General features: G+C 72.8%; 25 protein-coding genes. 8 read left to right on the forward strand and 17 right to left on the reverse strand.

Going from position 1 to position 23,418, the window contains the following annotated elements; all coding sequences use genetic code 11:
- The first annotated feature begins 110 nt into the window (after positions 1 to 110).
- Positions 111 to 548, forward strand: coding sequence for a hypothetical protein (locus V6U81_RS08930; RefSeq protein ID WP_334486542.1), 438 nt, complete (start codon positions 111 to 113; stop codon positions 546 to 548).
- A 48-nt stretch (positions 549 to 596) separates the two neighbouring features.
- On the opposite strand, the gene V6U81_RS08935 is transcribed toward V6U81_RS08930, so the two are convergent.
- Entirely contained in the window at positions 597 to 986 is a 390-nt protein-coding gene (locus V6U81_RS08935; protein WP_334486545.1) for a hypothetical protein, read from the reverse strand.
- Positions 987 to 1,151: 165 nt separating this feature from the next.
- Between V6U81_RS08935 and V6U81_RS08940 the strand changes: the two genes are divergently transcribed.
- Positions 1,152 to 2,504: an ABC transporter substrate-binding protein gene (locus tag V6U81_RS08940; RefSeq protein WP_334486548.1), complete on the forward strand. Its 1,353-nt coding sequence runs from the start codon at positions 1,152 to 1,154 to the stop codon at positions 2,502 to 2,504.
- A gap of 60 nt (positions 2,505 to 2,564) precedes the next feature.
- Here the strand turns inward: V6U81_RS08940 and V6U81_RS08945 are convergent, their stop codons facing one another.
- Together V6U81_RS08945 and V6U81_RS08950 are read right to left on the reverse strand one after the other, a co-directional pair.
- Positions 2,565 to 3,308, reverse strand: coding sequence for an enoyl-CoA hydratase/isomerase family protein (locus V6U81_RS08945; protein WP_334486550.1), 744 nt, complete (start codon positions 3,306 to 3,308; stop codon positions 2,565 to 2,567).
- Positions 3,305 to 4,162: a 3-hydroxyacyl-CoA dehydrogenase family protein gene (locus V6U81_RS08950; RefSeq protein ID WP_334486552.1), complete on the reverse strand. Its 858-nt coding sequence runs from the start codon at positions 4,160 to 4,162 to the stop codon at positions 3,305 to 3,307. Before V6U81_RS08950 ends, V6U81_RS08945 begins: the two co-directional genes overlap by 4 nt.
- A gap of 170 nt (positions 4,163 to 4,332) precedes the next feature.
- Between V6U81_RS08950 and V6U81_RS08955 the strand changes: the two genes are divergently transcribed.
- Complete coding sequence (locus V6U81_RS08955; RefSeq protein ID WP_334486554.1) at positions 4,333 to 4,632, forward strand: hypothetical protein; 300 nt, start codon at positions 4,333 to 4,335, stop codon at positions 4,630 to 4,632.
- Positions 4,633 to 4,675: 43 nt separating this feature from the next.
- Here V6U81_RS08955 and V6U81_RS08960 read toward each other — a convergent pair whose 3' ends face one another.
- The gene (locus V6U81_RS08960; RefSeq protein WP_334486556.1) at positions 4,676 to 5,455 is read right to left on the reverse strand and encodes a class I SAM-dependent methyltransferase; all 780 of its coding nucleotides are present in this window, start codon (positions 5,453 to 5,455) and stop codon (positions 4,676 to 4,678) included.
- Between the two features lie 53 nt (positions 5,456 to 5,508).
- Here V6U81_RS08960 and V6U81_RS08965 point away from each other — a divergent pair, with 53 nt between their 5' ends.
- Positions 5,509 to 5,889 (forward strand): PPOX class F420-dependent oxidoreductase, encoded by a 381-nt coding sequence (locus tag V6U81_RS08965; protein WP_334486558.1) that lies wholly within the window; start codon positions 5,509 to 5,511, stop codon positions 5,887 to 5,889.
- A 97-nt stretch (positions 5,890 to 5,986) separates the two neighbouring features.
- Here V6U81_RS08965 and V6U81_RS08970 read toward each other — a convergent pair whose 3' ends face one another.
- Both V6U81_RS08970 and V6U81_RS08975 read right to left on the reverse strand, forming a co-directional pair.
- Positions 5,987 to 6,196: a BldC family transcriptional regulator gene (locus V6U81_RS08970; RefSeq protein WP_007073996.1), complete on the reverse strand. Its 210-nt coding sequence runs from the start codon at positions 6,194 to 6,196 to the stop codon at positions 5,987 to 5,989.
- Between the two features lie 251 nt (positions 6,197 to 6,447).
- Positions 6,448 to 7,287, reverse strand: coding sequence for a DUF8083 family protein (locus V6U81_RS08975; RefSeq protein WP_334486560.1), 840 nt, complete (start codon positions 7,285 to 7,287; stop codon positions 6,448 to 6,450).
- Positions 7,288 to 7,460: 173 nt separating this feature from the next.
- Here V6U81_RS08975 and V6U81_RS08980 point away from each other — a divergent pair, with 173 nt between their 5' ends.
- Together V6U81_RS08980 and V6U81_RS08985 are read left to right on the forward strand one after the other, a co-directional pair.
- A complete protein-coding gene (locus V6U81_RS08980) occupies positions 7,461 to 8,543 on the forward strand; it encodes a Glu/Leu/Phe/Val family dehydrogenase (protein ID WP_334486563.1) in 1,083 nt (360 codons plus the stop codon).
- 272 nt (positions 8,544 to 8,815) lie between these two features.
- Positions 8,816 to 9,028, forward strand: coding sequence for a DUF3073 domain-containing protein (locus V6U81_RS08985; RefSeq protein WP_334486566.1), 213 nt, complete (start codon positions 8,816 to 8,818; stop codon positions 9,026 to 9,028).
- Between the two features lie 142 nt (positions 9,029 to 9,170).
- Here the strand turns inward: V6U81_RS08985 and amcA are convergent, their stop codons facing one another.
- The 5 genes from amcA to V6U81_RS09010 form a co-directional block, all read right to left on the reverse strand.
- On the reverse strand, positions 9,171 to 9,407 hold the full coding sequence (amcA, locus tag V6U81_RS08990; protein WP_334486569.1) for a multiple cyclophane-containing RiPP AmcA: 237 nt from the start codon (positions 9,405 to 9,407) through the stop codon (positions 9,171 to 9,173).
- Positions 9,376 to 10,479 (reverse strand): cyclophane-forming radical SAM peptide maturase AmcB, encoded by a 1,104-nt coding sequence (gene amcB, locus V6U81_RS08995; protein WP_334486792.1) that lies wholly within the window; start codon positions 10,477 to 10,479, stop codon positions 9,376 to 9,378. The genes amcA and amcB overlap by 32 nt, the downstream gene beginning before the upstream one ends.
- Positions 10,480 to 10,609: 130 nt before the next feature.
- Entirely contained in the window at positions 10,610 to 11,761 is a 1,152-nt protein-coding gene (gene purM / locus V6U81_RS09000; RefSeq protein WP_334486571.1) for a phosphoribosylformylglycinamidine cyclo-ligase, read from the reverse strand.
- A gap of 60 nt (positions 11,762 to 11,821) precedes the next feature.
- Positions 11,822 to 13,348, reverse strand: a complete 1,527-nt coding sequence (gene purF, locus V6U81_RS09005; RefSeq protein ID WP_334486574.1) for an amidophosphoribosyltransferase — start codon at positions 13,346 to 13,348, stop codon at positions 11,822 to 11,824.
- A gap of 143 nt (positions 13,349 to 13,491) precedes the next feature.
- Positions 13,492 to 13,872, reverse strand: coding sequence for a sterol carrier family protein (locus tag V6U81_RS09010; protein WP_334486577.1), 381 nt, complete (start codon positions 13,870 to 13,872; stop codon positions 13,492 to 13,494).
- Positions 13,873 to 14,021: 149 nt separating this feature from the next.
- Between V6U81_RS09010 and V6U81_RS09015 the strand changes: the two genes are divergently transcribed.
- On the forward strand, positions 14,022 to 15,953 hold the full coding sequence (locus V6U81_RS09015; RefSeq protein WP_334486580.1) for a carboxypeptidase-like regulatory domain-containing protein: 1,932 nt from the start codon (positions 14,022 to 14,024) through the stop codon (positions 15,951 to 15,953).
- Positions 15,954 to 16,105: 152 nt separating this feature from the next.
- Here V6U81_RS09015 and V6U81_RS09020 read toward each other — a convergent pair whose 3' ends face one another.
- The 4 genes from V6U81_RS09020 to purS form a co-directional block, all read right to left on the reverse strand.
- Positions 16,106 to 16,861 (reverse strand): 2-phosphosulfolactate phosphatase, encoded by a 756-nt coding sequence (locus V6U81_RS09020; RefSeq protein WP_334486583.1) that lies wholly within the window; start codon positions 16,859 to 16,861, stop codon positions 16,106 to 16,108.
- A gap of 4 nt (positions 16,862 to 16,865) precedes the next feature.
- Positions 16,866 to 19,685 carry a phosphoribosylformylglycinamidine synthase subunit PurL gene (purL, locus tag V6U81_RS09025; RefSeq protein WP_334486585.1) on the reverse strand — a complete coding sequence of 940 codons (2,820 nt, stop codon included), beginning with the start codon at positions 19,683 to 19,685 and terminating at the stop codon, positions 16,866 to 16,868.
- Positions 19,686 to 19,755: 70 nt separating this feature from the next.
- Entirely contained in the window at positions 19,756 to 20,439 is a 684-nt protein-coding gene (gene purQ, locus V6U81_RS09030; protein ID WP_334486587.1) for a phosphoribosylformylglycinamidine synthase subunit PurQ, read from the reverse strand.
- Positions 20,436 to 20,699: a phosphoribosylformylglycinamidine synthase subunit PurS gene (gene purS, locus V6U81_RS09035; RefSeq protein WP_334486590.1), complete on the reverse strand. Its 264-nt coding sequence runs from the start codon at positions 20,697 to 20,699 to the stop codon at positions 20,436 to 20,438. Before purS ends, purQ begins: the two co-directional genes overlap by 4 nt.
- A 328-nt stretch (positions 20,700 to 21,027) precedes the next feature.
- Between purS and V6U81_RS09040 the strand changes: the two genes are divergently transcribed.
- Positions 21,028 to 21,582: a YbjQ family protein gene (locus V6U81_RS09040; RefSeq protein WP_334486593.1), complete on the forward strand. Its 555-nt coding sequence runs from the start codon at positions 21,028 to 21,030 to the stop codon at positions 21,580 to 21,582.
- Between the two features lie 92 nt (positions 21,583 to 21,674).
- On the opposite strand, the gene purB is transcribed toward V6U81_RS09040, so the two are convergent.
- Together purB and V6U81_RS09050 are read right to left on the reverse strand one after the other, a co-directional pair.
- Positions 21,675 to 23,099, reverse strand: coding sequence for an adenylosuccinate lyase (gene purB / locus V6U81_RS09045; RefSeq protein WP_334486596.1), 1,425 nt, complete (start codon positions 23,097 to 23,099; stop codon positions 21,675 to 21,677).
- A gap of 52 nt (positions 23,100 to 23,151) precedes the next feature.
- Entirely contained in the window at positions 23,152 to 23,403 is a 252-nt protein-coding gene (locus tag V6U81_RS09050) for a hypothetical protein (RefSeq protein ID WP_334486598.1), read from the reverse strand.
- Positions 23,404 to 23,418 lie beyond the last annotated feature (15 nt).

Raw genomic sequence — 23,418 nt, forward strand, 5'->3', positions numbered from 1 at the left:
CAGAAGTTTCACGGGTTCGCCACCGCCGGCCCGGACATCGACCGGTACCATCGCCACGCTCAGCTCCCTGTCCGCAACACAGGGTCCACCCCCATCCCTGGAGGCACCACATGGCATCACCGGTCGCCCGCCTGACGGCAGGCACGGCGGCGCTGTCGCTGCTCGCCCTCGGCGCACCCGCGCAGGCCGCCCCCGAGGCCGACGCGACGGCCAGCCCGACGACCAACCTGGCCGCACCCCTGGCCACCTGCTACGGCGGCGCGGTCCGCTCGTACTTCCAGACCGGCTCGTGGGGCGGCGAGGCCGGCACCTACCGGACCACCAGTCGCTGCCGCGACATCAACGTCCGCAACGCCAGCGCGTTCGGCACCGAAGCCTGCGTGGTCTTCGTCGACAAGACCGAGAGCTGCAACTACCTGACCTACCTGAAGCCGGGGTCGAGCTGGACGGCGGTGGCCACCAACGTGCGCGACGGGGTCAACTTCCGGGTCCGCTTCTCCAACCTGCGCTACCAGTACGATCCGCTGATCGCCTACCACGCGTTCTGACCGGCGCCGGCGCGGCGCCCCGGGCCCCTCCGGCCGGGCGCCGCGCCGTCACCCGGCCCGGTCGCGCAGGGTGGCCACGGTCGAGCCGGCCAGGGTCAGCAGGCAGTCGGGCAGCTGGCCGTCGGCGACGGCCGCCCCGAAGAGCGCCTCACCGGTGTCCGCGTCGTGGTTGGCGTACGCGCTGACGAAGCGGGCCACCCAGCGGGCGTCGTAGCCGGCCTCGTCGATGCCGGGAAAGTCGAGCGCGCAGGCGCCCGGTGGGGGCGGGTCGCCCACCATGGTGGCGGCGAGACACCAGGCGACCCCGTACGCGCCGGCGAGGCCGGCCCGGTCCACCACAGCGTCGAAGGTTCCCACCACCGCGTCACCGTCGCCGGCCAACGCGGAACGGAGGACGGCGGTCGCGTCGTCGAACGTCTGGTCGGGTACGTCGGTCACCTGCGGAACAGTAGGACGACCGGTCAAGCGGTGACCCGGCACAGCGCGGCGGTGACGCAGCGTACGGGCAGGTGTCGGGCCGCCGACGCGGGCAGGCTCCACGCTCCCGTGATCCGGACGGGCACGCTATCGTGCCCAGCGGACCTCCCCGGAGGAAGGAAGACAATGCTCGTAACACGCGGCCCGCGCGCAGCCATCGTGGCGGCCAGTGCGGCGTTCCTGCTCGTCACCAGCGCATGCGGGACGACCGACAAGCCTGAAGAGGCAGCCACGCCGCAGGTTCGCCTGTACGGCACCGACGGCAACATGCTGAACTCCTTCGCAGCCGAGCTGAAGGACAACGCCAACCTGGTCGACGGCATGAAGGGCACCACCCCGCTCACGCCGTTGGCCGAGGACTTCAAGGAACGACTACGCGCCGTCGACCCGGAGTTGACGGACTTCCTCTACGCGGCGGAGTCGTACGACGCCGTGATGATCAGCGCGCTGGCGGCGCAGCTGGCCGGCACCACCCGGCCGTCGGAGATCGCCAAGCAGATCGTCGGGGTGACCAACAACGGGCAGCGCTGCACCGAGCCGGTGAGCTGCCTGGCGCTGGCCCGCGACGGTCAGGACATCGAGTACCGCGGCCCGTCGCTGAACCGGGCCGGGTTCACCGACGCGGGCGAGCCGGCCACCGCCAGCTACGCGACGCTGCACTTCGACGACCAGAAGATCAACGACGCGAAGACCGAGTTCGTCGGCGCCGGGGACGAGACCGGGGCGAGCACCAAGAGCCCGCCGAAGCCGAGGAAGCAGCGGGGCGGCCGGACCGACCGCAGCGACGGTTCGCCGCTGATCCTCGGCGGCCTGCTGCCGAAGACCGGTGATCTGGCCCTGGCCAACCCGCCGCTGGCGGCGGGCGCGGCGCTGGCGGTCAAGGAGATCAACGCCGCGGGTGGCGTGCTCGGCGAGCCGGTGGTCTGGATCGACGGCGACGACGGCACCAGCCCGGAGGTCGCGAAGGCCACCGTGGCCTCCCACATCCGCAAGAAGGTCCAGGTCATCATCGGTGCCGCCGCTTCCGGCATCTCCAGCTCGGTGCTGCCGGACGTGGTGGCGGCGGGCCGGATCCTCTTCTCCCCGTCCAACACCGACTCGGGGTTGACCAACGCGGAGGACAAGGGGCTCTACTTCCGTACCGCCCCGCCGGACAGCCTCCAGGGCCGGGCGTTGGCCGACGTGATGCTCCGGGACGGGCCGCACAAGATCGTCCTGGTGGCCCGGAAGGACTCCTACGGTGAGGGCCTCCAGGAGACGGTCCGGGCGGAGTTGGAGCGGGCCGGCGTCGGCGGCGACCGGGTGAAGCTGCTGACCTACGACCCGCCGGCCGACGCCAAGGCGCCGCCGGTGGACTTCTCCGGCATGGCGAAGGACATCAAGTCGTACAGCCCGGAGGCCGTGCTGATCATCGGCTTCAGCGAGAGCGCGGGGCTGATCAACGCGCTCGCCGACGCGGATGTGTCGATCCGGCACTGACCACGGAGGACGACGGCCGCACCGGTGGACCGGTGCGGCCGTCGCGCGTCGCGGGGCGGTTCAGCGCGGGCGCCGCCGCTCCAGGAAGTCGGTCATCCGCCGGCGCTTCTCCTCGTCCTCGAAGAGCACCGCCTGGCTGACCAGGTCGAGGTGCGGGTGGGCGGCGGCCGGCGCGTCCACCGCCAGCTTGGTCAGTCGCAGCGCCAGCGCCGAGCCCTTGGCCATCTCGTCGAGCAGGCCGTGCGCGGTGGGCAGCAGCTCGGCCGGCTCGTCCACCACCCGGTTGACCAGGCCGATCCGCAGCGCCTCGTCGGCGTCGACCCGGCGGCCGGTGAAGAGCAGCTCCTTGGCCCGGGCCTCACCGATCAACGCCGGCAGCCGGTACGTCGCGCCCGCGCCGGCCAGGATGCCCAGTCGCACCTCGGGCTGGCCGAAGACCGCCCGGGCGGTGCAGACCCGCAGGTCGCAGGCGTACGCCAGCTCGGCGCCGCCGCCGAGCGCGGGGCCGTCGACGGCGGCGACGGTCGGCATGGGCAGCGCCCGGATCCGGGCGAAGGCCGCCTGGTTGATCGCGGCGAGGGCGTCCAGCCGACCGCGTTCGCGTAGCTGGGCGATGTCGGCGCCGCCGGCGAAGATGCCCTCGGCGCCGCCGGTGAGCAGCAGCAGCCGGGGACGTGCCTCGAGGTCGGCGCAGACGGCGTGCAGCTCGCCGATCAGGTCGGCGTCGATGGCGTTGCGCTTCTCCGGTCGGTCCAGCGTCACCACCAGCCGGTCCGGCAGTTCCTCGATCCGTAGCCCGCTCATCGCTTCTCACCGCCTTCCCACCGGTAGAAGCCCTGGCCGGACTTCTTGCCCAGCTTCCCGGCGGCGACCATCTCCTCGAGCAGCGGTGGCGGCGCGAAGCGGTCCCCGTACGCGGCCTGCAGGGTCCGGGCGATGTCGAGCCGGACGTCCAGGCCGACCAGGTCGGTGAGCTCCAGCGGGCCGATCGGGTGCCGGTAGCCGAGCACCATCGCCTTGTCGATGTCGCCCGCGCTGGCCACCCCGTCGGCGACCATCCGGATCGCCTCCAGGCCGAGGGTGACGCCGAGCCGGGAGGTGGCGAAGCCGGGCATGTCGCGTACGACGACGGGGTCCTTGCCCAGCCGGCCGGCGAGCGCGACGGCCGCTGCGGTGGTCTCCGCCGCGGTGGCCGGGCCGACCACGACCTCCAGCAGGGCCATCGCCCAGACCGGGTTGAAGAAGTGCAGCCCGAGGAAGCGGTCCGGCCGGTCGAGCCCGTCGGCCAGCTCGGCGATCGGGATGCTGGAGGTGTTGCTGCCCAGCAGGGCCGGCCGCAGCCGCTCGGCGGCGCGCAGCACCGTCCGCTTCAGGTCGGGTCGCTCGGGCACGGCCTCGACCACCACGTCCGGCTCCGGGGCGACCTCGTCCAGGGCCCCCCGCAGGGTCAGCCGGGCCCGGCTCGCGTCCGCCTGCGCGGCGTCGAGCTTCCCGCGCGCCACCGCCCGGTCCCACAGCTCCCCGAGGCGGGTGGCGGCGGCCTGCGCCCGGCCCGGGTCCACCTCGACCAGATCGACGGCATGGCCCGCGCCGGCCGCCACGTAGGCGATGCCGAGGCCCATCGTGCCGGCCCCGACGACGACAAAACGACCACTCATGACGCTCCCTCGCTGCGCGCGGCTGCGCACGGGGTCTCCGTCGCGTCGCACCGCTCGCTTCGCTCGCTCATGGGTGCGACCCTATGCAGCACCTCGCCGGGCGGCATGCGTGGGGGAGCGCCCGGTCGGGTACAGACGGCGGTCAACACCGAGGGAAGGAACCAGTCGACATGAGCCAGGCACCGGAGAGCGTCGAAAGCACGGGGACGGCCGGCGAGACCGTGGAGACGCGGGGCGACGAACGCGTCGACCTGCTCCGCGCGGACACCAACAACGACGGGAAGACCGACGTGTGGGTGGTGGACACTGACGGCGACGGCAAGGCCGACCTGTTCCAGTTCGACACCGACGGTGACGGCAAGGTGGACATCACCATGGTCGACATCGACGAGGACGGCACCCCGGACGAGGTGGTCGACGGTGACGGTGGCCTGCCGCCGGAGCAGCTCCCCCCGACCGTCCAGGTCTAGGCCGCGCCGGGGCCTCCGGCTGGCCGGGGGCCCCACCGGCGGCTCAGCCCGCCAGTCGCAGGGTGGCCAGATAGTACGGGGCGTCGCGGTCGTCCACGTCGGTCAGTCGCCAGCCGGTGCCCGGGACCAGTTCGGCCAGTTCCTCGGCCGAGCAGACCAGGTAGTCGAACCAGTCGGTGCCCAGCTCCCGGTAGCGCAGCCGGAGCCGGAGCTGGCCGCCGAACCGGCCACGCCGCCGGTTCAGCTCGTGGTAGCCGGTGTGCACCGGGTCCGTCGTGCCGTACGGGTCCGTGCCGTGGGCGATGACCTGCGCGCCGGGGCGGGCCATCGCAGCCAGCGCGGCGAGGAACGCCGGTGCCCGTTCCCGCCCCTCGATCAGCCCGAGGTTGTTGCCGAGCAGCAGGAACGTGTCGTACCGGCGGCCGGCGGCGACGTGCTCGTCGACCGTGGCGTGGACGAGCTGCCGGACGCCCCGGTGCCGGCAGACCCGCAGCGCGCCGAGCGAGGTGTCCAGCCCGGTGGCCGGGACCCCGCGTTCCTGGAGCACCAGCGCGATCCGCCCGCCGCCGACGCCGATGTCGAGCGTCTCGCCGCGGGCCCGGTCGACGGCCCGGTGGTCGTACGGCTGCCAGTCCTGCGGCCCGTCCAGGTAGTGCGCGGCGGGAGCGCCGTTGATCAGCCCGTCGTCGCGCTCGATGATCTCGATGACCGGCCGGGGCAGCCGTCCGCCGACCAGCGGCCGGGGACCGATCCCGGTGTGCACCGCGTACGCGTCGCGCAGCATCTCGCCGAAGACGTCGCCGATCCTGGGTTCCCCGGTCACCACGCCACGCTACTTGCCGGCCAACTGGGCTGTCGCGGCCGTATCCTGGCGGCGTGACGGAGCTGGACCGCCTGGCGGCGGAGAAGTACGTCCTGCTGACGACGTTCCGCAAGGACGGTCGCGCGGTGCCCACCCCGGTCTGGGCGGTCCGCGACGGCGACACGCTGGCGGTCTGGACTGCCGCCGACTCCGGGAAGGTCAAGCGGATCCGGCGCGACGGCGCGGTGACGGTGGCGCCGTGCGACGTGCGGGGGCGCCCGCACGGCGGGGCGGTGCCGGGGCACGCGGTGCTCACCGGCCCGGAGGAGAGCCGCCGGGTCCGCGACCTGATCAAGCGGAAGTACCGGCTGCTGGGCCGGCTCAGCCTGCTCGGCAGCCGGCTGCGCCGGGGCGAGCGGGGCACGATCGGGATCCGGGTGAGCCTTCAGGAGTGAGCCGCCCGACCCCGGACATGGTTCAGGGGCGGTGGATCGGCGCTGTCGCGCCGTCCGCCCGCCCCTGAGACCGGAACGTCCTGGTGTTGCCGGGAGGTCAGTCCCCCTGGCGCTGCTGCGGGATCTGCCCCTGGAGCAGTGCCCGTACCTCCGACTCGCGGTACCGACGGTGGCCACCCAGGGTCCGGATCGCGCTGAGCTTCCCCGCCTTGGCCCACCGGGTCACCGTCTTCGGGTCGACACGGAACATCGACGCCACCTCGGCCGGCGTGAGTAGCGGCTCCGGTTCGTGCGTTCGCGATGCCATCGGTCACTCCTCCACATGTATAGACATCGGCCGGGGTCCCGCCGGCCGACGCGTCTCCCATGGTCCGGCTAGTCCCCGATGTCCGACATGGGCCGAACGGCCGAAGGTCCCTAGACGGACGGATGAACCATGCCCGATTTATCTGACTTTCACACGCCAGAAAGTACCTTATTCGGACTCATGATCGCGCTTCGTGATGCGCCAACCACGAGGCTGCCTCATATCCGACACCGTAAATGGGCGGTTCGTAGTCAGTTGCACCGCTCCAGCAGCTGCACCGCGCGCCACCGGGCCACCAGCCGGTCGTACGCCGCCGACGCCTCCTCCGCCTCGCCCCGGGAGAGCCCGGCCAGGCCGGTCGCCACCAGCTCCGTCGAGTCGTCCGCCGCGAGGGTCTCGTCGGCGAGGAGCTGCACCAGGCCGCCGTAGTCGAGTTCCACCACCGAGCGCGGGTGGAACTCCTCCAACCAGCGGGCGGCCTCCTCCACCGCCTCGGTGATCGGCGCCTCACCGACGGACTTGCGCAGCACCGACAGCGCGCGGGAGGCACGCCGGCGGGCCTTGGAGATCTCGGTGCGGTAGCGCAGCGCCCGCCGTGCCGGGTCGGTGACCAGCTCGCGCTCGCCCGACTCGAAGAGCACGAACCAGCGCAGCGGCACGCCCCAGGTGGCGATCTGCTCGTGCAGGCGCGGCACCCCGTGCTCCAGCACCCGGGCGCCGCTGCGCCAGTCCTCCACCACCGCCTTGGCCTGCCCGGCCAGGATCGGCGGGACGAACGCGTCGGCCAGCACCGACGGCACCCCGTCGCGCGCGCTCAGCGCCGCCTCGGCGACCCGGATCCGCAGGTTCCACGGGCAGACCAGCAGCGTGTCGTCGGCCTCCAGGACGTACGCCTCGTCCGGCAGGTCGGGCAGCCGGGTCCAGCCGGCGCCCAGCGCCTCGATCACCGCGGTCCGCTGCCGGCCGGGCCCCTCCAACGGGGCGACCGCCCGCCCCTCACGGACATACCGCCGCCAGTACGACTGGCGCTCCCGGTCGAAGGCGGTCAGCGGCTCGTACACGCGCAGGTAAGAAGCGAAGAGCGACGGCACCGCGCGATCCTCCCATGAAACCGGGGCGGCACGCCCACACCGCCGGCGGTCACGCGTGACGTCGGCGACAGTGCGGCGCCGCCCGATATTAGGCTCAGCAGGACCGGCAGCATCCCGCCGGCGTCCACGAGGTCCGCGTCCCACAAGGGCGCACACCGACACAGGAGCAAGCCATGGGCGTATTCGCGACCACCGACGACCCGGGATCCACCGGTCACGAGCAGGTCGTCTTCTGCCAGGACAAGCAGTCCGGCCTGAAGGCGATCATCGGCATCTACTCGACGGCGCTGGGCCCCGCGCTCGGCGGCACCCGGTTCTACCCGTACGCCAGCGAGGAGGCGGCACTGGCGGACGTGCTCGACCTGTCCCGCGGCATGGCGTACAAGAACGCCCTGGCGGGGCTGGACCTGGGCGGCGGCAAGGCGGTCATCTGGGGTGACCCGGAGCAGGTCAAGAGCGAGGCGCTGCTGCGCGCGTACGGCCGCTTCGTGGAGTCGCTGGCCGGGCGCTACTACACCGCCTGCGACGTCGGCACCTACGTCGCCGACATGGACGTGATCGCCCGGGAGACCCGCTACGTCACCGGCCGCAGCGTGGAGCACGGCGGCGCCGGCGATTCCTCCGTCCTCACCGCGTGGGGCGTCTACCAGGGCATGCGGGCCGCGGCCGAGCACGTCTGGGGCGCGCCGACGCTGAGCGGCCGGCGGGTCGGCGTGGCCGGCCTGGGCAAGGTCGGCAAGCACCTGACCGCGCACCTGCTCGAGGACGGCGCCGAGGTGGTGGCGACCGACGTCAACCCGAAGGCCCTGGAGTGGGTGCGCGCCAACCACCCGCAGGTCGACCTGGTCGACGACGCCTCCGCGCTGGTCGCCGCCGACATCGACGTGTACGCCCCGTGCGCGCTGGGCGGCGCGCTCAACGACGACACGGTGCCGGCGCTGCGCGCCAAGGTGGTCGCCGGCGCGGCCAACAACCAGCTCGCCCACCCGGGCATCGAGAAGCTCCTGGCCGACCGGGGCGTCCTCTACGCCCCCGACTACGTGGTGAACGCCGGCGGCGTGATCCAGGTCGCGGACGAGATCGAGGGCTTCAACTTCGACCGGGCGAAGCTGCGCGCCACGAAGATCTACGACACCACCCGGGAGATCCTCCGGCTCGCCGACGACGAGGGCGTGCCGCCGGCGGTGGCGGCCGACCGGCTGGCCGAGCGGCGGATGGCCGACGTCGGCCGGCTGCGCACGATCCACCTGCGGTGACCCGCGCCTCGGGGCGTGGGTCCGCCCGCGCCCCGGGGTCGCCGTTCGTCCCCTCTCGGGGGGTTTGTCTGGTGTCACGGCCGCTCCGCCACCCGCCCCTTACCGGGTACACTCGGTGACGACCGGATGACTGCGACGCGCAGGGCCGGCTTACGGTAACCCGAGGTGCCGAACGACGGCATCCCCATGTACCGTAAGAGCCACGAGAGATGCCTGACGTCATCGGGGCCCGCCTTCGGGCTGCCCCGCATTCTGTGCGAGGGGGTCGAGCCATGGGGCGCGGCCGTGCTAAGGCCAAGCAGACGAAGGTGGCGCGGGAGTTGAAGTACCACTCCCCGAACACCGACCTCACCGCCTTGCAGCGCGAACTGGCGGGTGCTGGTAAGTCTGAGCAGCACTTCGACGACGACTACAAAGAGGTCGACGACGATGATGAGGATCACGCGGACGACGAGCCGGATCCCTGGGCTCCTCCGACCCGCTGACCTCCGGTCGCATCTGAGCACGCGGCAACTCTCCGCGTGCTCACGCATGTGCCCAACCTGAGCGGCGCCACAGACCGACGATCAGGGACCCACCGTGCCGGATACGCTCCGGCCGACCGGCAGGGTCCCTGATCTCGGTGTGTCAGCGCGGGCGGTTGTTCCAGTTGTAGAACGTCGGGATGTTCTCGAAGTGGTTCCAGGCGCAGACCGCGCTGGCGCCGTCGGAACCCGACACCTCCGCCCGGGACCGGCGCGCCGCCTCGGCCTCGTGGAGCAATGCGGTGAGCCCTGCGGCGGCGTCCCGGACCCGATCGGCGACCGGTTCCACGACACCTCCCCCAACCCGCTCAGGCTGCCGGTGACTGGTGGTCTCGGGCATGCTCCAACACTCCCTCCAATAGGCGGATCTTGCTGTTGCGGCAGTGGTCGGTCTCCGTACCGTCGAACCGCCCCAGCTCGAAGTAGCGGTTCGCCGCGTGGCCGCCACCGCAGAAGCCGAAGTAGGGACAGGACGACCGGCACGCCTCGACCCCGGTGAGGAACTCCGCCACCCAGGGCGTGTCCGGCGCGCCGGCCAGGATCTCCCCCAACGGGGTCGACAGCACGTTGCCGCTGCTGAAGTCGCCGTACCGGGGGTCGGTGAAGCCGGCCAGCTCCGGGGAGAGCACCACCACCGAGCCGTCCTGGGCGACGGTGGGGATCGGGTCGAGCCGCCGGGGCAGCAGGTCGTCCGTCGTACCGTCCAGCACCGCCGCCGCGTAGCGCAGCGACCACTCCACCTCGCGCAGGTGGATCCGGGGCGCCTTCCGCCAGGCTCCGACCAGCTCCGCCCAGAACGCGGTAACGACCGCCGCGTCGTGCGCGTTGCCCCGGGTGTTCACCCCCTCGGTCTCCTCGACGTTGACGCCCAGCACGTCGCAGCCGAGGTCGAGGAAGTAGTCGTACAGCTCGGTGGCGAGCCCCGGCCCCGGACGGCTCACCACAGCCAGGGCGGAGAAGGGCAGCCCGTGCCGGCGCAGCGCCGCGACGCCGCGCAGGATCCGGTCGTAAGCCGGCCGGCCGGCCCGGGTCACCCGCTCGCCGTTGCGCTCCCGCGGGCCGTCCACGCTCACGCTCACCCGCACCTGGTGCTCGGTGAAGAACGCGCACCAGGCGTCGTCGATCAGCGTGGCGTTGGTCTGCACGTGGTGCTCCACCGCCGGCCCGAACGGGGCGATCAGCGCGGCCAGGTGCTCCCGGCCGGCCGCGAGCGGCTCCCCGCCGTGCCACACCACGGAGAAGCGCGACCGATCCGCCCACGGGTTCACCGCGGCGGCGACCGCCTCGGCCACCGCCACCGGCATCCGCCGGTCGAGGGCCCGATGCGGGAGATAGCAGTACGCGCAGTCCAGGTTGCAAAGGGTCGTCGGCTGCATCACCACGTACGACGGGAGCGTGCCGATGCCCCGCATCCCGGTCACGCCCGGTGCCCGAGCAGCCATCGGCCCTCCTCCCCCATGCCTGAATTGCCCTTCAGGCTAGGTGGCGATGGCCACTCGGGTGAACCCCCGATCAGGTGCCCGGCTGATCAGCGGAGAGTGATCATCCCCGGGTGTGCTGACCGATCATCTGCACGTTGCCGGTGCCCTCGATGATCTCGCCGGCCTGCCAGGCGTCGACGCCCCGGCCGGCCAGGGTGGCCAGCGCGCGGTCGGCGTCCTCGGCCGAGACGATGGCGAACATGCCGACGCCCATGTTGAAGGTCGCCTCCATCTCCGGGTCCTCGATCCGTCCCTTGGACTGGATCAGGTCGAAGATCGGCTGCGGCTTCCAGGTGGACCGGTTGACCACCGCGTCGACGTGCTCGGGGAGCACCCGGACCAGGTTGCCGGGGATGCCGCCGCCGGTGACGTGGGCGATCGAGCGCACCTCCGCCTCGGCGATCAGCTTGAGGCAGTCCTGCGCGTAGATCTTGGTCGGGGTGAGCAGCTCCTCGCCGAGGGTGCGCTGCCGGCCGAAGTCCTCGATCACCACGTCCAGCCGCATCCGACCGGCGCCCAGCAGCACGTGCCGGACCAGGGAGTAGCCGTTGGAGTGCAGGCCGGACGAGCGCATGGCGATCACCACGTCGCCCACCTCGACCCGCTCCGGGTTGAGGATGTCGCTCTCCTCGACCACGCCGACGCCGGTGGCGGAGATGTCGTACTCGTCCGGGCGCAGCACGCCCGGGTGCTCGGCGGTCTCGCCACCGAGCAGCGCGCAGCCGGCGTACCGGCAGCCGTCGGCGATACCCGCGCCGATCTCGGCGACCTTGTCCGGCACGACCTCGCCGGTGGCGATGTAGTCGAGCAGGAAGAGCGGCTCGGCGCCGCAGGCCACCAGGTCGTCGACGACCATCGCGACCAGGTCGATGCCGACCGTGTCGTGGATGTCCATCTGCTGGGCGATCACCAGCTTGGTGCCCACGCCGTCGGTGGAGGAGGCGAGGATCGGGTTCTTGTACTTCTTCGTGTCCAGCCGGAACAGGCCGGCGAAGCCACCCAGGTCACCCATGACCTCGGGGCGCCGGGTCTGCTTCACCTTCGACTTCAGCAGCTCGACCGCGCGGTCGCCCGCCTCGATCGACACCCCGGCGTCGGCGTACGAGACCGAGCGTTTGCGCGTCGCGCGGCCGCCGGCCGTCCAGGGCTGGCGGTCGCCACCAGCGCCGGTCGAGCTGCTTCCTGCGCCGCTGCGCTCGGACACGTGCGTCACGGTTCTCCCCTTTGTGGTTCTCGGTGCCGTGCCGGTGGTGCCCGGACGACCCCGGTGGTGCTACGGGTGGACGGTCGCGCCGCCCGGAGCGGCGACGAGCGGTGGGGCGGTGTGCTCCGAGGTGCCGGCGACGCGCCGCCCCACTCCTTCGAGCACGTGCTTGCCGATCAGGTTCCCGGCCGGCAGCTCGATCGGGTACTCCCCGTCGAAGCAGGCCCGGCAGAGCCGCGTCTTGGGCTGCTCGGTCGCGGCGATGAGGCCGGGCAGCGACACGTAGCCGAGGGTGTCGGCGCCGATCGACCGCCGGATCCCCTCGTTGTCCAACCCGTTGGCAAGCAGCTCGGCCCGGGTGGCGAAGTCGATGCCGTAGAAGCACGGCCAGTTGACCGGCGGCGAGGAGATCCGGACGTGCACCTCCAGCGCGCCGGCCTCGCGGAGCATCCGCACGATGGCCCGCTGGGTGTTGCCGCGCACGATCGAGTCGTCCACCACGACCAGCCGCTTGCCCCGCACGTTCTCCCGCAGCGGGTTGAGCTTGAGCCGGATGCCGAGCTGACGCAGCGTCTGCGAGGGCTGGATGAAGGTGCGCCCGACGTACGGGTTCTTCATCAGCCCGGCGCCGTACGTGATGCCGGAGGCCTCCGCGTAGCCGATCGCCGCCGGGGTGCCGGACTCCGGCACCGGGATCACCAGATCCGCCTCGACCGGGTGCTCCTTGGCCAGCTGGCGGCCGATCTGCACCCGCGCCGCGTGCACGTTGCGGCCGGCGATGGTGGCGTCCGGGCGGGCGATGTAGACGTACTCGAAGAGGCAGCCCTTCGGCTCCGGCGCGGCGAACCGGCTGGAGCGCAGGCCGTCCTCGTCGATCGCGATCAGCTCGCCCGGCTCGACCTCGCGGACCACGCTGGCGCCGACGATGTCCAGGGCGGCCGTCTCGCTGGCCACCACCCAGCCCCGCTCGAGGCGACCGAGGACCAGCGGGCGGACGCCGTGCGGGTCACGGGCGGCGTAGAGGGTCGACTCGTCCATGAAGACGAAGCTGAACGCGCCGCGCAGCTGCGGCAGCACCTCCAGCGCGGCGGCCTCCACGGACAGGTCGGGGCGGCTGGCCAGCAGCATCGTCACCAGCGAGGTGTCGTTGGTGGCGCCGTCGGCGATCAGCCCCCGCTCGGCGACCTCCTTCTGGAGCTCGGCCGTGTTGACCAGGTTGCCGTTGTGGGCCAGCGCGATGGTGGTGCCGGAGCTGGTGGAACGGATGGTCGGCTGGGCGTTCTCCCAGGTCGAGCCGCCGGTGGTGGAGTAGCGCGCGTGCCCGATGGCCAGGTGGCCACGCAGGCTCGCCAGGGTCGGCTCGTCGAAGACCTGGGCCACGAGGCCGAGATCCTTGTAGACCACCACGCCCGAACCGTCGCTCACCGCGATGCCGGCCGCCTCCTGACCCCGGTGCTGCAGGGCGTAGAGGCCGAAGTAGGTGAGGTTCGCGACCTCTTCGCCGGGGGCCCAGACACCGAAGACGCCACAAGCGTCCTGGGGGCCGGGTCGCTGGGGATCAAGGTCGTGGCTCAGCCGGCCGTCGCCTCGGGGCACCTGCCGCTCCCTCATGCTGGTCTGGACTGGCCGGGCGGGTCAGCAGGCACTGATCCGCACTCCTCGGCCGAGACCACTGTCGTCGCCTGACAGTGTACGCGAATCGACGTCGATACAGATAGTCACGATTCGGCTCCATGGCGTCACGGAGCGCGGTCGTCCCGTTCCAGCTCAAGGGGGAGGTGCTCGGAGAGGTCCGCCCGGTTTCCACTCACCCGTACGCGACCGTCCGTCACCGCATCCGCCCAGGAGAGCCGTCCGGTGGCCAGGGCGAGCCAGACCGCCGGCGCCATCTCCACCACGTTCGGCGGGGTGCCGCGGGTGTGTCGGGGACCCGGAACGCACTGAACTGCACCGTAAGGTGGGACACGCACCTCCACCGATCGGCCGGGGGCGCGCTCCGCGAGGGCGGTCAGAAGGGTACGGACCGCCTCCCGGTACACCGGCCGATCGGGCGTACGCCCCTCGTCGAGCGCCGTGAGCGCCGCCGCGACCGCGGCGGACTTAATGTACGGAGAGGACACGACGGGACGATACGACTCGCCCGCGGCGGCTGCCACGCTGGCCCTGGGTCGCGCTGATCCGGTCAGACAAGGCATAGTTGCCGACGGCGTATTCGTACCGTGATGATCCCCGGCCCTGGCCGGGGAGGTCAGACCGGAAGGCGGTGGACGTGTCAACGCACCGACATGCCTGGAAGCAGCGGGCAGGTGTGGTCGTAGCGCTGGCTGCCGGCGGCCTGCTCACCGCCCCCGCGGCACCGGCCCTCGCGGCCACCGCGACCGTGCAGCCCGGCTCGGTGACGGTCAACGCCGGCAGTGACGCCACCGTCAGCGTGACCATCCTGCCCAGCCCGGAGGACAAGAGCGGCGAGCTCGGCCTGACCGGCCTCCCGTCCGGCGTGTCCTGCGCGAACGGCTGCGGGAGCTTCCAGTTCAACGGCCCGCCCGGTTCGCCGAAGACCGTCCTGCTCACGCTCAAGGCCAACGACAACGCGGGGGAGGCCAACGCCTCCGTGACCGTCCAGGTCAAGCCGGACCAGTCCGACCCCGCCACGGCCAACTTCCAGGTCGCCGTGAAGCCCAAGCCGCCGCCGCCGACGACGCAGCCGCCGCAGGTCCAGACGGTCAAGTCGGTCTCCGGCAAGGTGACCATCGCGGCCAACGGCGACGCCGTCCCCAACGCCGTGGTGATGCTGGTCGACTCGGCGCAGCACCAGTTCCAGACGACCAGCGACGACAACGGCAACTTCCGCTTCACCGGCTCCACCGACAAGCCGATCACGCCGGGCCGGCTCTCCCTGGGTGCCAGCAAGGACGCCGTCGTCGCCACCAAGTCGATCAGCGCGAACGCCGGGCAGAGCCTGACCGGCCAGCGGATCAGCCTGGCGATCAAGGTGGAGGTCAGCCCGACCGCGACGCCGCAGGCCACCGAGGAGGCCACCGCACCCGCCGGGGAGGCGACCGAGGAGGCCACCGACGACCAGGCCACCGAGGCGGCCCCGGCCCCCGGGGATGCCGCCTCGAACGACGAGGGCGGCGGTGTCGGCTCGTTCCTGGTCATCCTGCTCGGCGGCCTGCTGGTGGCCGCCGGAGTGGGCACCATCGTGCTGCTCTGGATGCGCCGTCGCAACGCCGATGACGACGACGCGGACGGCCCGGCCGGTGCCGCCGCAGCGTCGGCGGTGCCCGGCGCCCGGGGTGCGTACCGCGGCGCCGACGACCACACCCGGGTCGTCAACCGGGCCGGCGCCGGAGCAGACCCGACGATGGTCGGCGGCGCCGCGCTGAGCGACGCGCCGACCATGATGCACCGTCCGATCGTCGACGACGTCCCGCCGGACCCGTACGCGGCTCCGCCCCAGGCGTACGGCGCGGGCGCGGCCGCGGGCGGCTGGGCCGGCAACGGGTACGGCGACGAGCCGCCCGCCCAGGGCGGCTACGGCCAGCAGGCCGGCTACGGCAACGCGCCCTCCTCGGGCGGCGGCTACGGCGCGGCGGGTGCGGCCGGCGGCTACGGCGGCGCCCCTGCCTCCGGCGGCGGCTACGGCGCCGGCCAGGGCGGCTACCCCCAGCAGGACCAGGGCGGCGGCTACGGCGAGCAGCGGTACGACGAGCCGACCGGCCGGTACACCGGCGACGCGGCGCAGTCGTACACCGCGCCGGCCGACCCGTACCCGACCAGCACCTACCAGCCGGAGCCGGCGAACGGTTACGGCCAGCCGGAGCAGGGCGGCTACGGCCGGTCCCCGGAGCCGACCGGTGGCTACACCGGCGGCAACGGCTACGGCGCCGGCCAGGGTGGCTACGACGCCGGCCCGCAGCAGGGCTACGACGGTGGGTACGACCAGCGCGGCGGCGGCTACGGCGGCCAGCCGGGCGGGTACGACCAGTCCGGCGGCTACGGCCAGCAGGCCGGGTACGACCAGCCGGCCGGCTACGGTCAGGAGCCGCCGCAGCCACGCAGCGGCGGCTACGACAACCACAGCTACGACCAGCAGCAGGGTGGCGGCTACTACGGCGACCAGGCCCCGACGGGGCGGACCCGGCCCGACGCCACCCCGCAGGAGCGCGGCGGTCGCCGGTTGGACTGGCTGGACGACTGATCCACCCGTGGCCGCGCCCCGACGGCAACGCGACGATGAAGGGCCGCCCGGACATCCGGGCGGCCCTTCATCGTGTGACGGTGACGCCCGACCGGCTTCCGTGGGGGCGGGGCGACGCGGCAGCGCGCCGCGGGGCGGTGGCGCGGGAACGGTCAGGCGGCGGAGAAGACACCCTGCCGCAGGACGGGCACCACGTCGGAGACGCCGATCCGGACGGCGACCTCGACATCCCCGGCGAAGCCGCCCTCGATCAGCTCGCGGCCGGAGACGCAGCCCCGTACCGCCGCCGGCACGTCCGGGGTGCTCGCCAACGCGGCGAGGGCCATCGCCGCCTCCACCGAGAGCCCACCGGGCACCCCGGAGATGGCGTCCAGCACGCTGGCCGCGCCGAGCTGGTCCTCCACCGACGGGCGCAGGGTGCCGTCCGGCCAGCGTTCACCGGCGGCGACCACGCCCACCGGGGCGTCCCTGGTGCCGTACCCCTGGCGGCGCAGCCAGCGCCCGACGGCGCGGGCGTTGCGCAGGCAGGCCGCGACCACCGGCAGGCCGGTGGCGCTGGCCGCGGCGCTGATGGCCGAGCCGTTCGGCGACGGCAGCACGAGGTCCGCGACGACCGGCGCGGTGGTCAGCGCCGCCGGTGAGAGCGACCACGGATGGTCCGGCGTCACCTGCCGGCGGCCCACCGCGGCGACCGCGCCGACCCGGACGGCGTACTCGGCCGCCTGCTCGCCCCAGGGGAACGGGTGGACCCGCATGCCGCGGCCGACCGCGACCTCCACGGCGGTGGTGAACGAGAGCACGTCCACCACCACCAGCACGGCGCAGACCCGGCCGAGCTCGGCCGCCCCGGTCAGCCCCCAGTCGAACCGGGCGCCGGAGCCGGGTTGGGCGTGAACGGCCGCGGCCAACGCCTCAGCGCTTATCGGGCGCGGAGGACTGCTCGTCGTCGCCGGGAACGGTCTCGGCCGCCGGCGCATCGGAAGCCGTAACATCGGCACTGGCCTCCGTGGTCGGCTCCTGCTCGGTGGCCGGCACCCCGGCTGCGGCACCGGTGGCCTCGTCGGCCGCCGGCACGGCGTCCGTCGCGGTCTCCGCCGCCGGTTCGGTCGTGGTCGGGTCAGTCTCCTCGACCGGTACGCCCGCGGCGGGCGGCACGACCGCGACCGCCTCGGCGACCGGCGCGTCGGCGGCCTCGGCCGGCCCGGTGGTCGGCACGTCCACCGGACGCGCGGCGGTGGCCGGCGCGACGGTGGTGGTACCGGTCCGGGTCGCCTCGACCTCGACCCTGGCGGCCTCGGGGCCACCGAAGAGTCGGGGCAGGGTCGCGCTGTGCGCGGCGTGCAGCTCGTCCAGCCCGATCCGGAACTGGCCGTGCACCTCCAGCGCGGCACTGGCCGGATCGGTCATGCCGATCAGCTCCCACGGCACGCCCCGCTCGGCGCAGAGGGCGGTGAACGCCTTCTCGTGCCCGCGCTGCACCGACACCAGCACCCGGCCGGCCGACTCGCTGAACAGGAAGACGAACGGCAACGAGCCGTCGGCGAACCGCTCCGGCACCCCGATCCGGGCGCCGACCCGGCGCCGCAGGCAGGACTCGATCAGGCTCTGGGCGAGACCACCGTCGGAGAGGTCGTGCGCGGAACTCAGGTGGCCGACCCGGGCCGCCTCGGCCATCAGCTCGGCCAGCTGCCGCTCCCGGCCCAGGTCGACCTGCGGCGGCATGCCGCCGAGGTGCTCGTGGGCGACCCACGCCCACTCGGAGCCGGAGAGCTCCACGTGCGTGTCGCCCAGCAGGAAGATCTGGTCGTGCTCGCCGCCGCCGCGCGGCACGAAGCCCATCGGGACCCGGTCGGCCACGTCGTCCAGCACGCCCAGCACACCCACCACCGGGGTGGGGTGGATCGCCGCGGCGCCGGTCTGGTTGTAGAAGCTGACGTTGCCGCCGGTGACCGGGATGCCCAGCTCCAGGCAGCCGTCCGCCAGACCGCGCACGGCCTCGGCGAACTGCCACATCACGCCCGGGTCCTCCGGCGAGCCGAAGTTGAGGCAGTTGGTCACGGCGATCGGCTTGGCGCCGGTCACCGCCACGTTCCGGTACGCCTCGGCCAGCGCCAGCTTCGTCCCGTTGTACGGGTCGAGGCGGGCGTACCGGCCGTTGCCGTCGACGGAGAGGGCGACGCCCAGGCCGGTCCGCTCGTCGATCCGGATCACGCCGGAGTCCTCCGGCTGGGCCAGCACGGTGTTGCCCAGCACGTACCGGTCGTACTGCTCGGTGACCCAGGTCTTGTCGGCCAGGTTCGGCGACGCGATCATGCGGAGCACGGTCTCCCGCAGCGCCTCCGGGTTGGTCGGCCGGGGCAGCGTCTCGGCCCGGTCGGCCTGGAGCAGGATCAGGTCGGCCGGCTCGCGCATCGGGCGGGCGTAGACCGGGCCGTCGTCGACCAGCGAGCCCGGCGGCACGTCGACCACCACGTGGTCGCGCCAGGTCACCAGCAGCCGGCCCGGCTGGCCGTCGGCCGACGGCGCGGTGACCTCGCCGATCGCGGTGGCGAGCACGCCCCACTTCTCGGCGGTCTTGAGCACCGCGTCCAGCTTCTCCGGCGTGACGACCAGCAGCATCCGCTCCTGGGACTCGCTGGCCAGGATCTCGTGCGGCTCCATCGAGGGCTCGCGCAGCGGAACCCGCTCCAGCCAGACCCGCATGCCGGTGCCCGCGGACGCGGCGGTCTCGGTGAGCGCGCAGGTCAGGCCCGCGCCGCCGAGGTCCTGGATGCCGACGACCAGCTGGGCGTCGTACAGCTCGAGGCAGGCCTCGATCAGCAGCTTCTCGGTGAACGGGTCGCCCACCTGCACCGACGGGCGGCGCTGCTCGCTGCCCTCGTCGAAGGTGGCGCTGGCCAGCACCGACACGCCGCCGATACCGTCCCGGCCGGTCTTCGCGCCGAGCAGCACCACGATGTTGCCGGGGCCGGTGGCGTCCTTCTTCTGCAGCCGGTCGACCGGGAGTACGCCGAGGCAGAGCGCGTTGAGCAGCGGATTGCCCTGGTAGCAGGGGTCGAAGACCAGCTCGCCACCGATGTTGGGCAGGCCGAGGCAGTTGCCGTAGCCGCCGACGCCGGCGACCACGCCGGGCAGCACCCGGGCGGTGTCGGGGTGGTCGGCGGCGCCGAAGCGCAGCGGGTCCATCACCGCGATCGGGCGGGCGCCCATGGCGAGGATGTCCCGGACGATGCCGCCGACGCCGGTCGCCGCGCCCTGGTACGGCTCGACGAAGCTCGGGTGGTTGTGCGACTCGACCTTGAAGGTCACCGCCAGCTCGTCGGAGACGCGGACCACGCCGGCGTTCTCCCCGATGCCGGCGAGCAGCCGGTCGCTCGGCGGGGCCTTCTCGCCGAACTGGCGCAGGTGCACCTTGCTCGACTTGTAGGAGCAGTGCTCGCTCCACATGATCGAGTACATGGCCAACTCGGCCTGGGTGGGGCGGCGGCCGAGGATGTGCCGGATCCGGTCGTACTCGTCGTCACGGAGGCCCAGCTCCGCGTACGGCTGGAGCTCCTCCGGGCTGTCGACGGCCCGCTGCACGGTGTCCACACCGGCGGTCCAGTCGGCAGCCGGCGCCAGGCCCGCGTGCCGGCCCGCGTCGGCCGGGCCGCCCTGCGGTGCCACGGCGGCCGGGGCGCCCGGGTAGGGGCCCGGTGTCTCCCGTACGGCCGGGTCCTGATGGGTGGTCATGACCTCTCCTCGCTGCGCTCGTCGCCGCCCGCCGGGCGGTGGAGCAGACCGATGTTCCCGCCGCGCACCGTCACGCCGGCGTCCCCACCAGGTGCTTGAGCACCGAGGTGAAGAAGCCGAGACCGTCCAGGGAGGGGCCGGTGAGCGCCTCGACCGCGTGCTCGGGGTGGGGCATGATGCCGACCACGTTGCCGGCGGAGTTGGTGATCGCGGCGATGTCACGCTGCGAGCCGTTGGGGTTGCCGCCGACGTAGCGGGCCACGACCCGCCCCTCGGCCTCCAGCTCGTCCAGGGTCGCGGTGTCCGCGACGTAGCAGCCCTCACCGTTCTTCACCGGGATGAGGATCTCCTGCCCGGCCTGGAACGCGTTCGTCCAGGCGGTGCCGACGGACTCGACGCGCAGGACCTGGTCCCGGTTGCGGAAGTGCAGGTGCTGGTTGCGGGTGAGCGCGCCGGGGAGCAGGTGCGCCTCGCAGAGGATCTGGAAGCCGTTGCAGATGCCGAGCACCGGCAGGCCGCCGCGCGCCGCGTCCACGATCGTCTCCATCACCGGCGCGAACCGGGCGATGGCGCCGCAGCGCAGGTAGTCGCCGTAGGAGAAGCCGCCGGGGAGGACGACGGCGTCCACCCCGTGCAGCTCCGGGTCACCGTGCCAGAGCCGGACCGGGTCGGCGCCGGCGATCCGGACGGCGCGGGCCGCGTCGCCGTCGTCGAGCGAGCCGGGAAAGGTCACCACACCGACGCGCGCGGTCACGGGTGCGCGTCCACGGTCTCGTCGGCCTCGACGACCCGGACGGTGAAGTCCTCGATGACCGGGTTGGCGAGCAGCTTGTCGGCGATGTCCCGGGCCCGGTCCAGGTCCGGTTCGCCGGTGAACTCGATCTCGATCCGCCTGCCGATCCGGACGGAGGCGACGTCACTGACGCCGAGCCGCGGCAGCGCGTTTGCGACGGCCTGGCCCTGAGGATCGAGGATCTCGGGCTTGAGCATGACGTCGACGACGACGCGAGGCACTGGGCACTCCTGACTGTGTACGCAGTTGGGTGCCGGCCCACTACGGGCGAGCGCAGCCAGCGTACCTGGCAGATTCCGCTCCGGACGCACCGGTCGGGGGCAGTCCAGGCAGTGATCGACATAACCGGCTGCCGTCCGTCGCCGCGCCCGCTCCCGGCGCGACCAAACCGGCCCTGAGCAGGCATTTTCCCGCCGACGATGGCTATCAAATTGTTACCTCGCGGCGGCTCGGCGACGTCCGGGGTGTTGTGGCCTCATAACGGTTCGGTCAACCCTGCTGGCCGGTGTCCGACAGTACGGCGCGACCCGGGCCGATCGGCCCGTTCCCGTGCCGCCCGTCCGCGCCGCGCCGTTTTGCAGCATCCGATCAGGTGAACACGGCTCGCGAACGAGCCGCCCGGCTACTGACAGCATCGGAACCGTGCTGGTCGTGACGACGGATCAACTGCCTGGCTACGAGATCCGCCAGATCCTCGGCGAAGTGGTGTCGTCGATGGCGCGGACGCGGAACCCCTACCGCGAGGGGGTCAAGAACCTGCGCGGCGGCGCGTACGACCCGATGGCGCCGGACAACCTGACCCGCTGGCGTACCGACTCGGTGGCCCGCCTGGGTGAGGAGGCGCTGCGGCTCGGTGCGAACGCCGTGGTGGGGATGCGGTTCGACAGCCGCGACTGCGGCGAGATGTGGATGGAGATCTGCGCCTACGGGACTGCGGTGATCGTGGTGCAGAAGACCCCCGACGTGATGCCCCACGACCAACCCCTGGTCGCTGCGGAAACGGCCCACGAGCCCGGCTTCACCGAGGCCCCCGGCGGCATCGCCGAGCCGGCGAGCGCCCCGAACCTCTCCTCGTCCGCCGACACCCCCACCCGCGACTCCTGACCCGGCCCGGACCTTGTTGATCAAGAAGTTTGCGCCCTCGTGGAGCGTTCCCGCGTGCGCAAACTTCTTGATCAACGGCGAGAGGGCCGGGGTCAGAGGATGGGGGGTGGGGTGTAGGTGGTGGCCTGGGGGTGGGCGGCCAGGATGTCGGCGATGCGGGTGGTGATGCGGTCGATCTGGGTGGTGGCGGCGCCGGTGAAGGCGGCGCGGTCGGCGACCAGGGCGTCGATCTCGGCGCGGGACAGGCCGAGCCGGTCGTCCGCCGCCAGGCGGTCGAAGAGGTCGTTCTCGGGAGCGCCCTTCTCGCGCATGGCGAGCGCCACCGCGACCGCGTGCTCCTTGATCACCTCGTGCGCGACCTCCCGGCCCACCCCCCGGCGGACCGCCGCGACCAGGATCTTCGTGGTGGCCAGGAACGGCAGGAAGCGCTCCAGCTCCCGGTTGATCACCGCCGGGTACGGCCCGAACTCGTCCAGCACGGTGAGGAAGGTCTGGAAGAGCCCGTCGGCGGCGAAGAACGCGTCCGGCAGCGCCACCCGGCGGACCACCGAGCAGGAGACGTCCCCCTCGTTCCACTGGTCACCGGCCAGCTCGCCGACCATCGACAGGTAACCGCGGATGATCACCGCGAAGCCGTTCACCCGCTCGCTGGAACGGGTGTTCATCTTGTGCGGCATGGCGCTGGAACCGACCTGCCCCGGCTTGAAGCCCTCAGTCACCAGCTCCTGGCCGACCATCAGCCGGATCGTGGTGGCCAGCGAGGACGGCCCCGCGGCCACCTGGGCCAGCGCGGAGAGCACGTCGAAGTCGAGCGACCGCGGGTAGACCTGCCCGACGCTGTCCAGCACCCGGGCGAAGCCGAGGTGCCCGGCCACCCGGCGCTCCAGCTCGGCCACCTTGTCGGCGTCGCCGTCGAAGAGGTCGAGCTGGTCGGCGGCGGTACCCACCGGCCCCTTGATGCCGCGCAGCGGGTACCGGCCGATCAGGTCGTCCAGCCGCTCGTACGCGATCAGCAGCTCCTCGGCCGCAGACGCGAAGCGCTTGCCCAGCGTGGTCGCCTGCGCGGCGACGTTGTGCGACCGGCCGGTCATCACCAGGCCGGAGTACTCGTGGGCGTGCCGGGCGAGCCGGGCCAGGGTGGCCACCACCCGGTCCCGGATCAGCTCCAGCGAGGCGCGCACCTGGAGCTGCTCGACGTTCTCGGTGAGGTCCCGGGAGGTCATCCCCTTGTGCACGTGCTCATGCCCGGCGAGCGCGCTGAACTCCTCGATCCGGGCCTTCACGTCGTGCCGGGTGACCCGCTCGCGCTCCGCGATCGAGGCCAGGTCGACGTCGTCGACCACCCGCTCGTACGCCTCGACCACCCCGTCGGGAACGGCCACGCCCAGGTCGCGCTGGGCCTTCAGGACGGCGAGCCAGAGCCGCCGCTCCATCCGTACCTTCTCCTCCGGTGACCAGAGGGCGACCAGCTCGGGCGAGGCGTAACGGTTGGCGAGCACGTTCGGGATCGTCGTCACGTACCTCATTCTCTCCTACGGCCCGGGCCGGCCTGGACCCGCCCGCCGCCGGTCAGGCGGGCGCGGGACGCCCGGTGAGCGCGCGCCACAGCCCGGCGCACGCCTCCTCCTCGGTGTCGAAGACCTGCCGCACGTCGTACGTGCCGCGCTCGTAGGCGCCGATCTCCCACCGTCCCCCCGCCGACCCCCGAAGGAACCAGAAGTCGGCAGGGACCGGCACGTGCTCGTGCACGCCCTCGATCTCGAAGGCGTCCGGCGACAGTCCCGTCGTCAGCAGGGCGTTGCGCACCTGGTGCCGGTCCACTCCCCACCTCCCGAC

It is taken from the genome of Micromonospora lacuserhaii (assembly GCF_036902735.1).
Lineage (GTDB): Bacteria > Actinomycetota > Actinomycetes > Mycobacteriales > Micromonosporaceae > Micromonospora.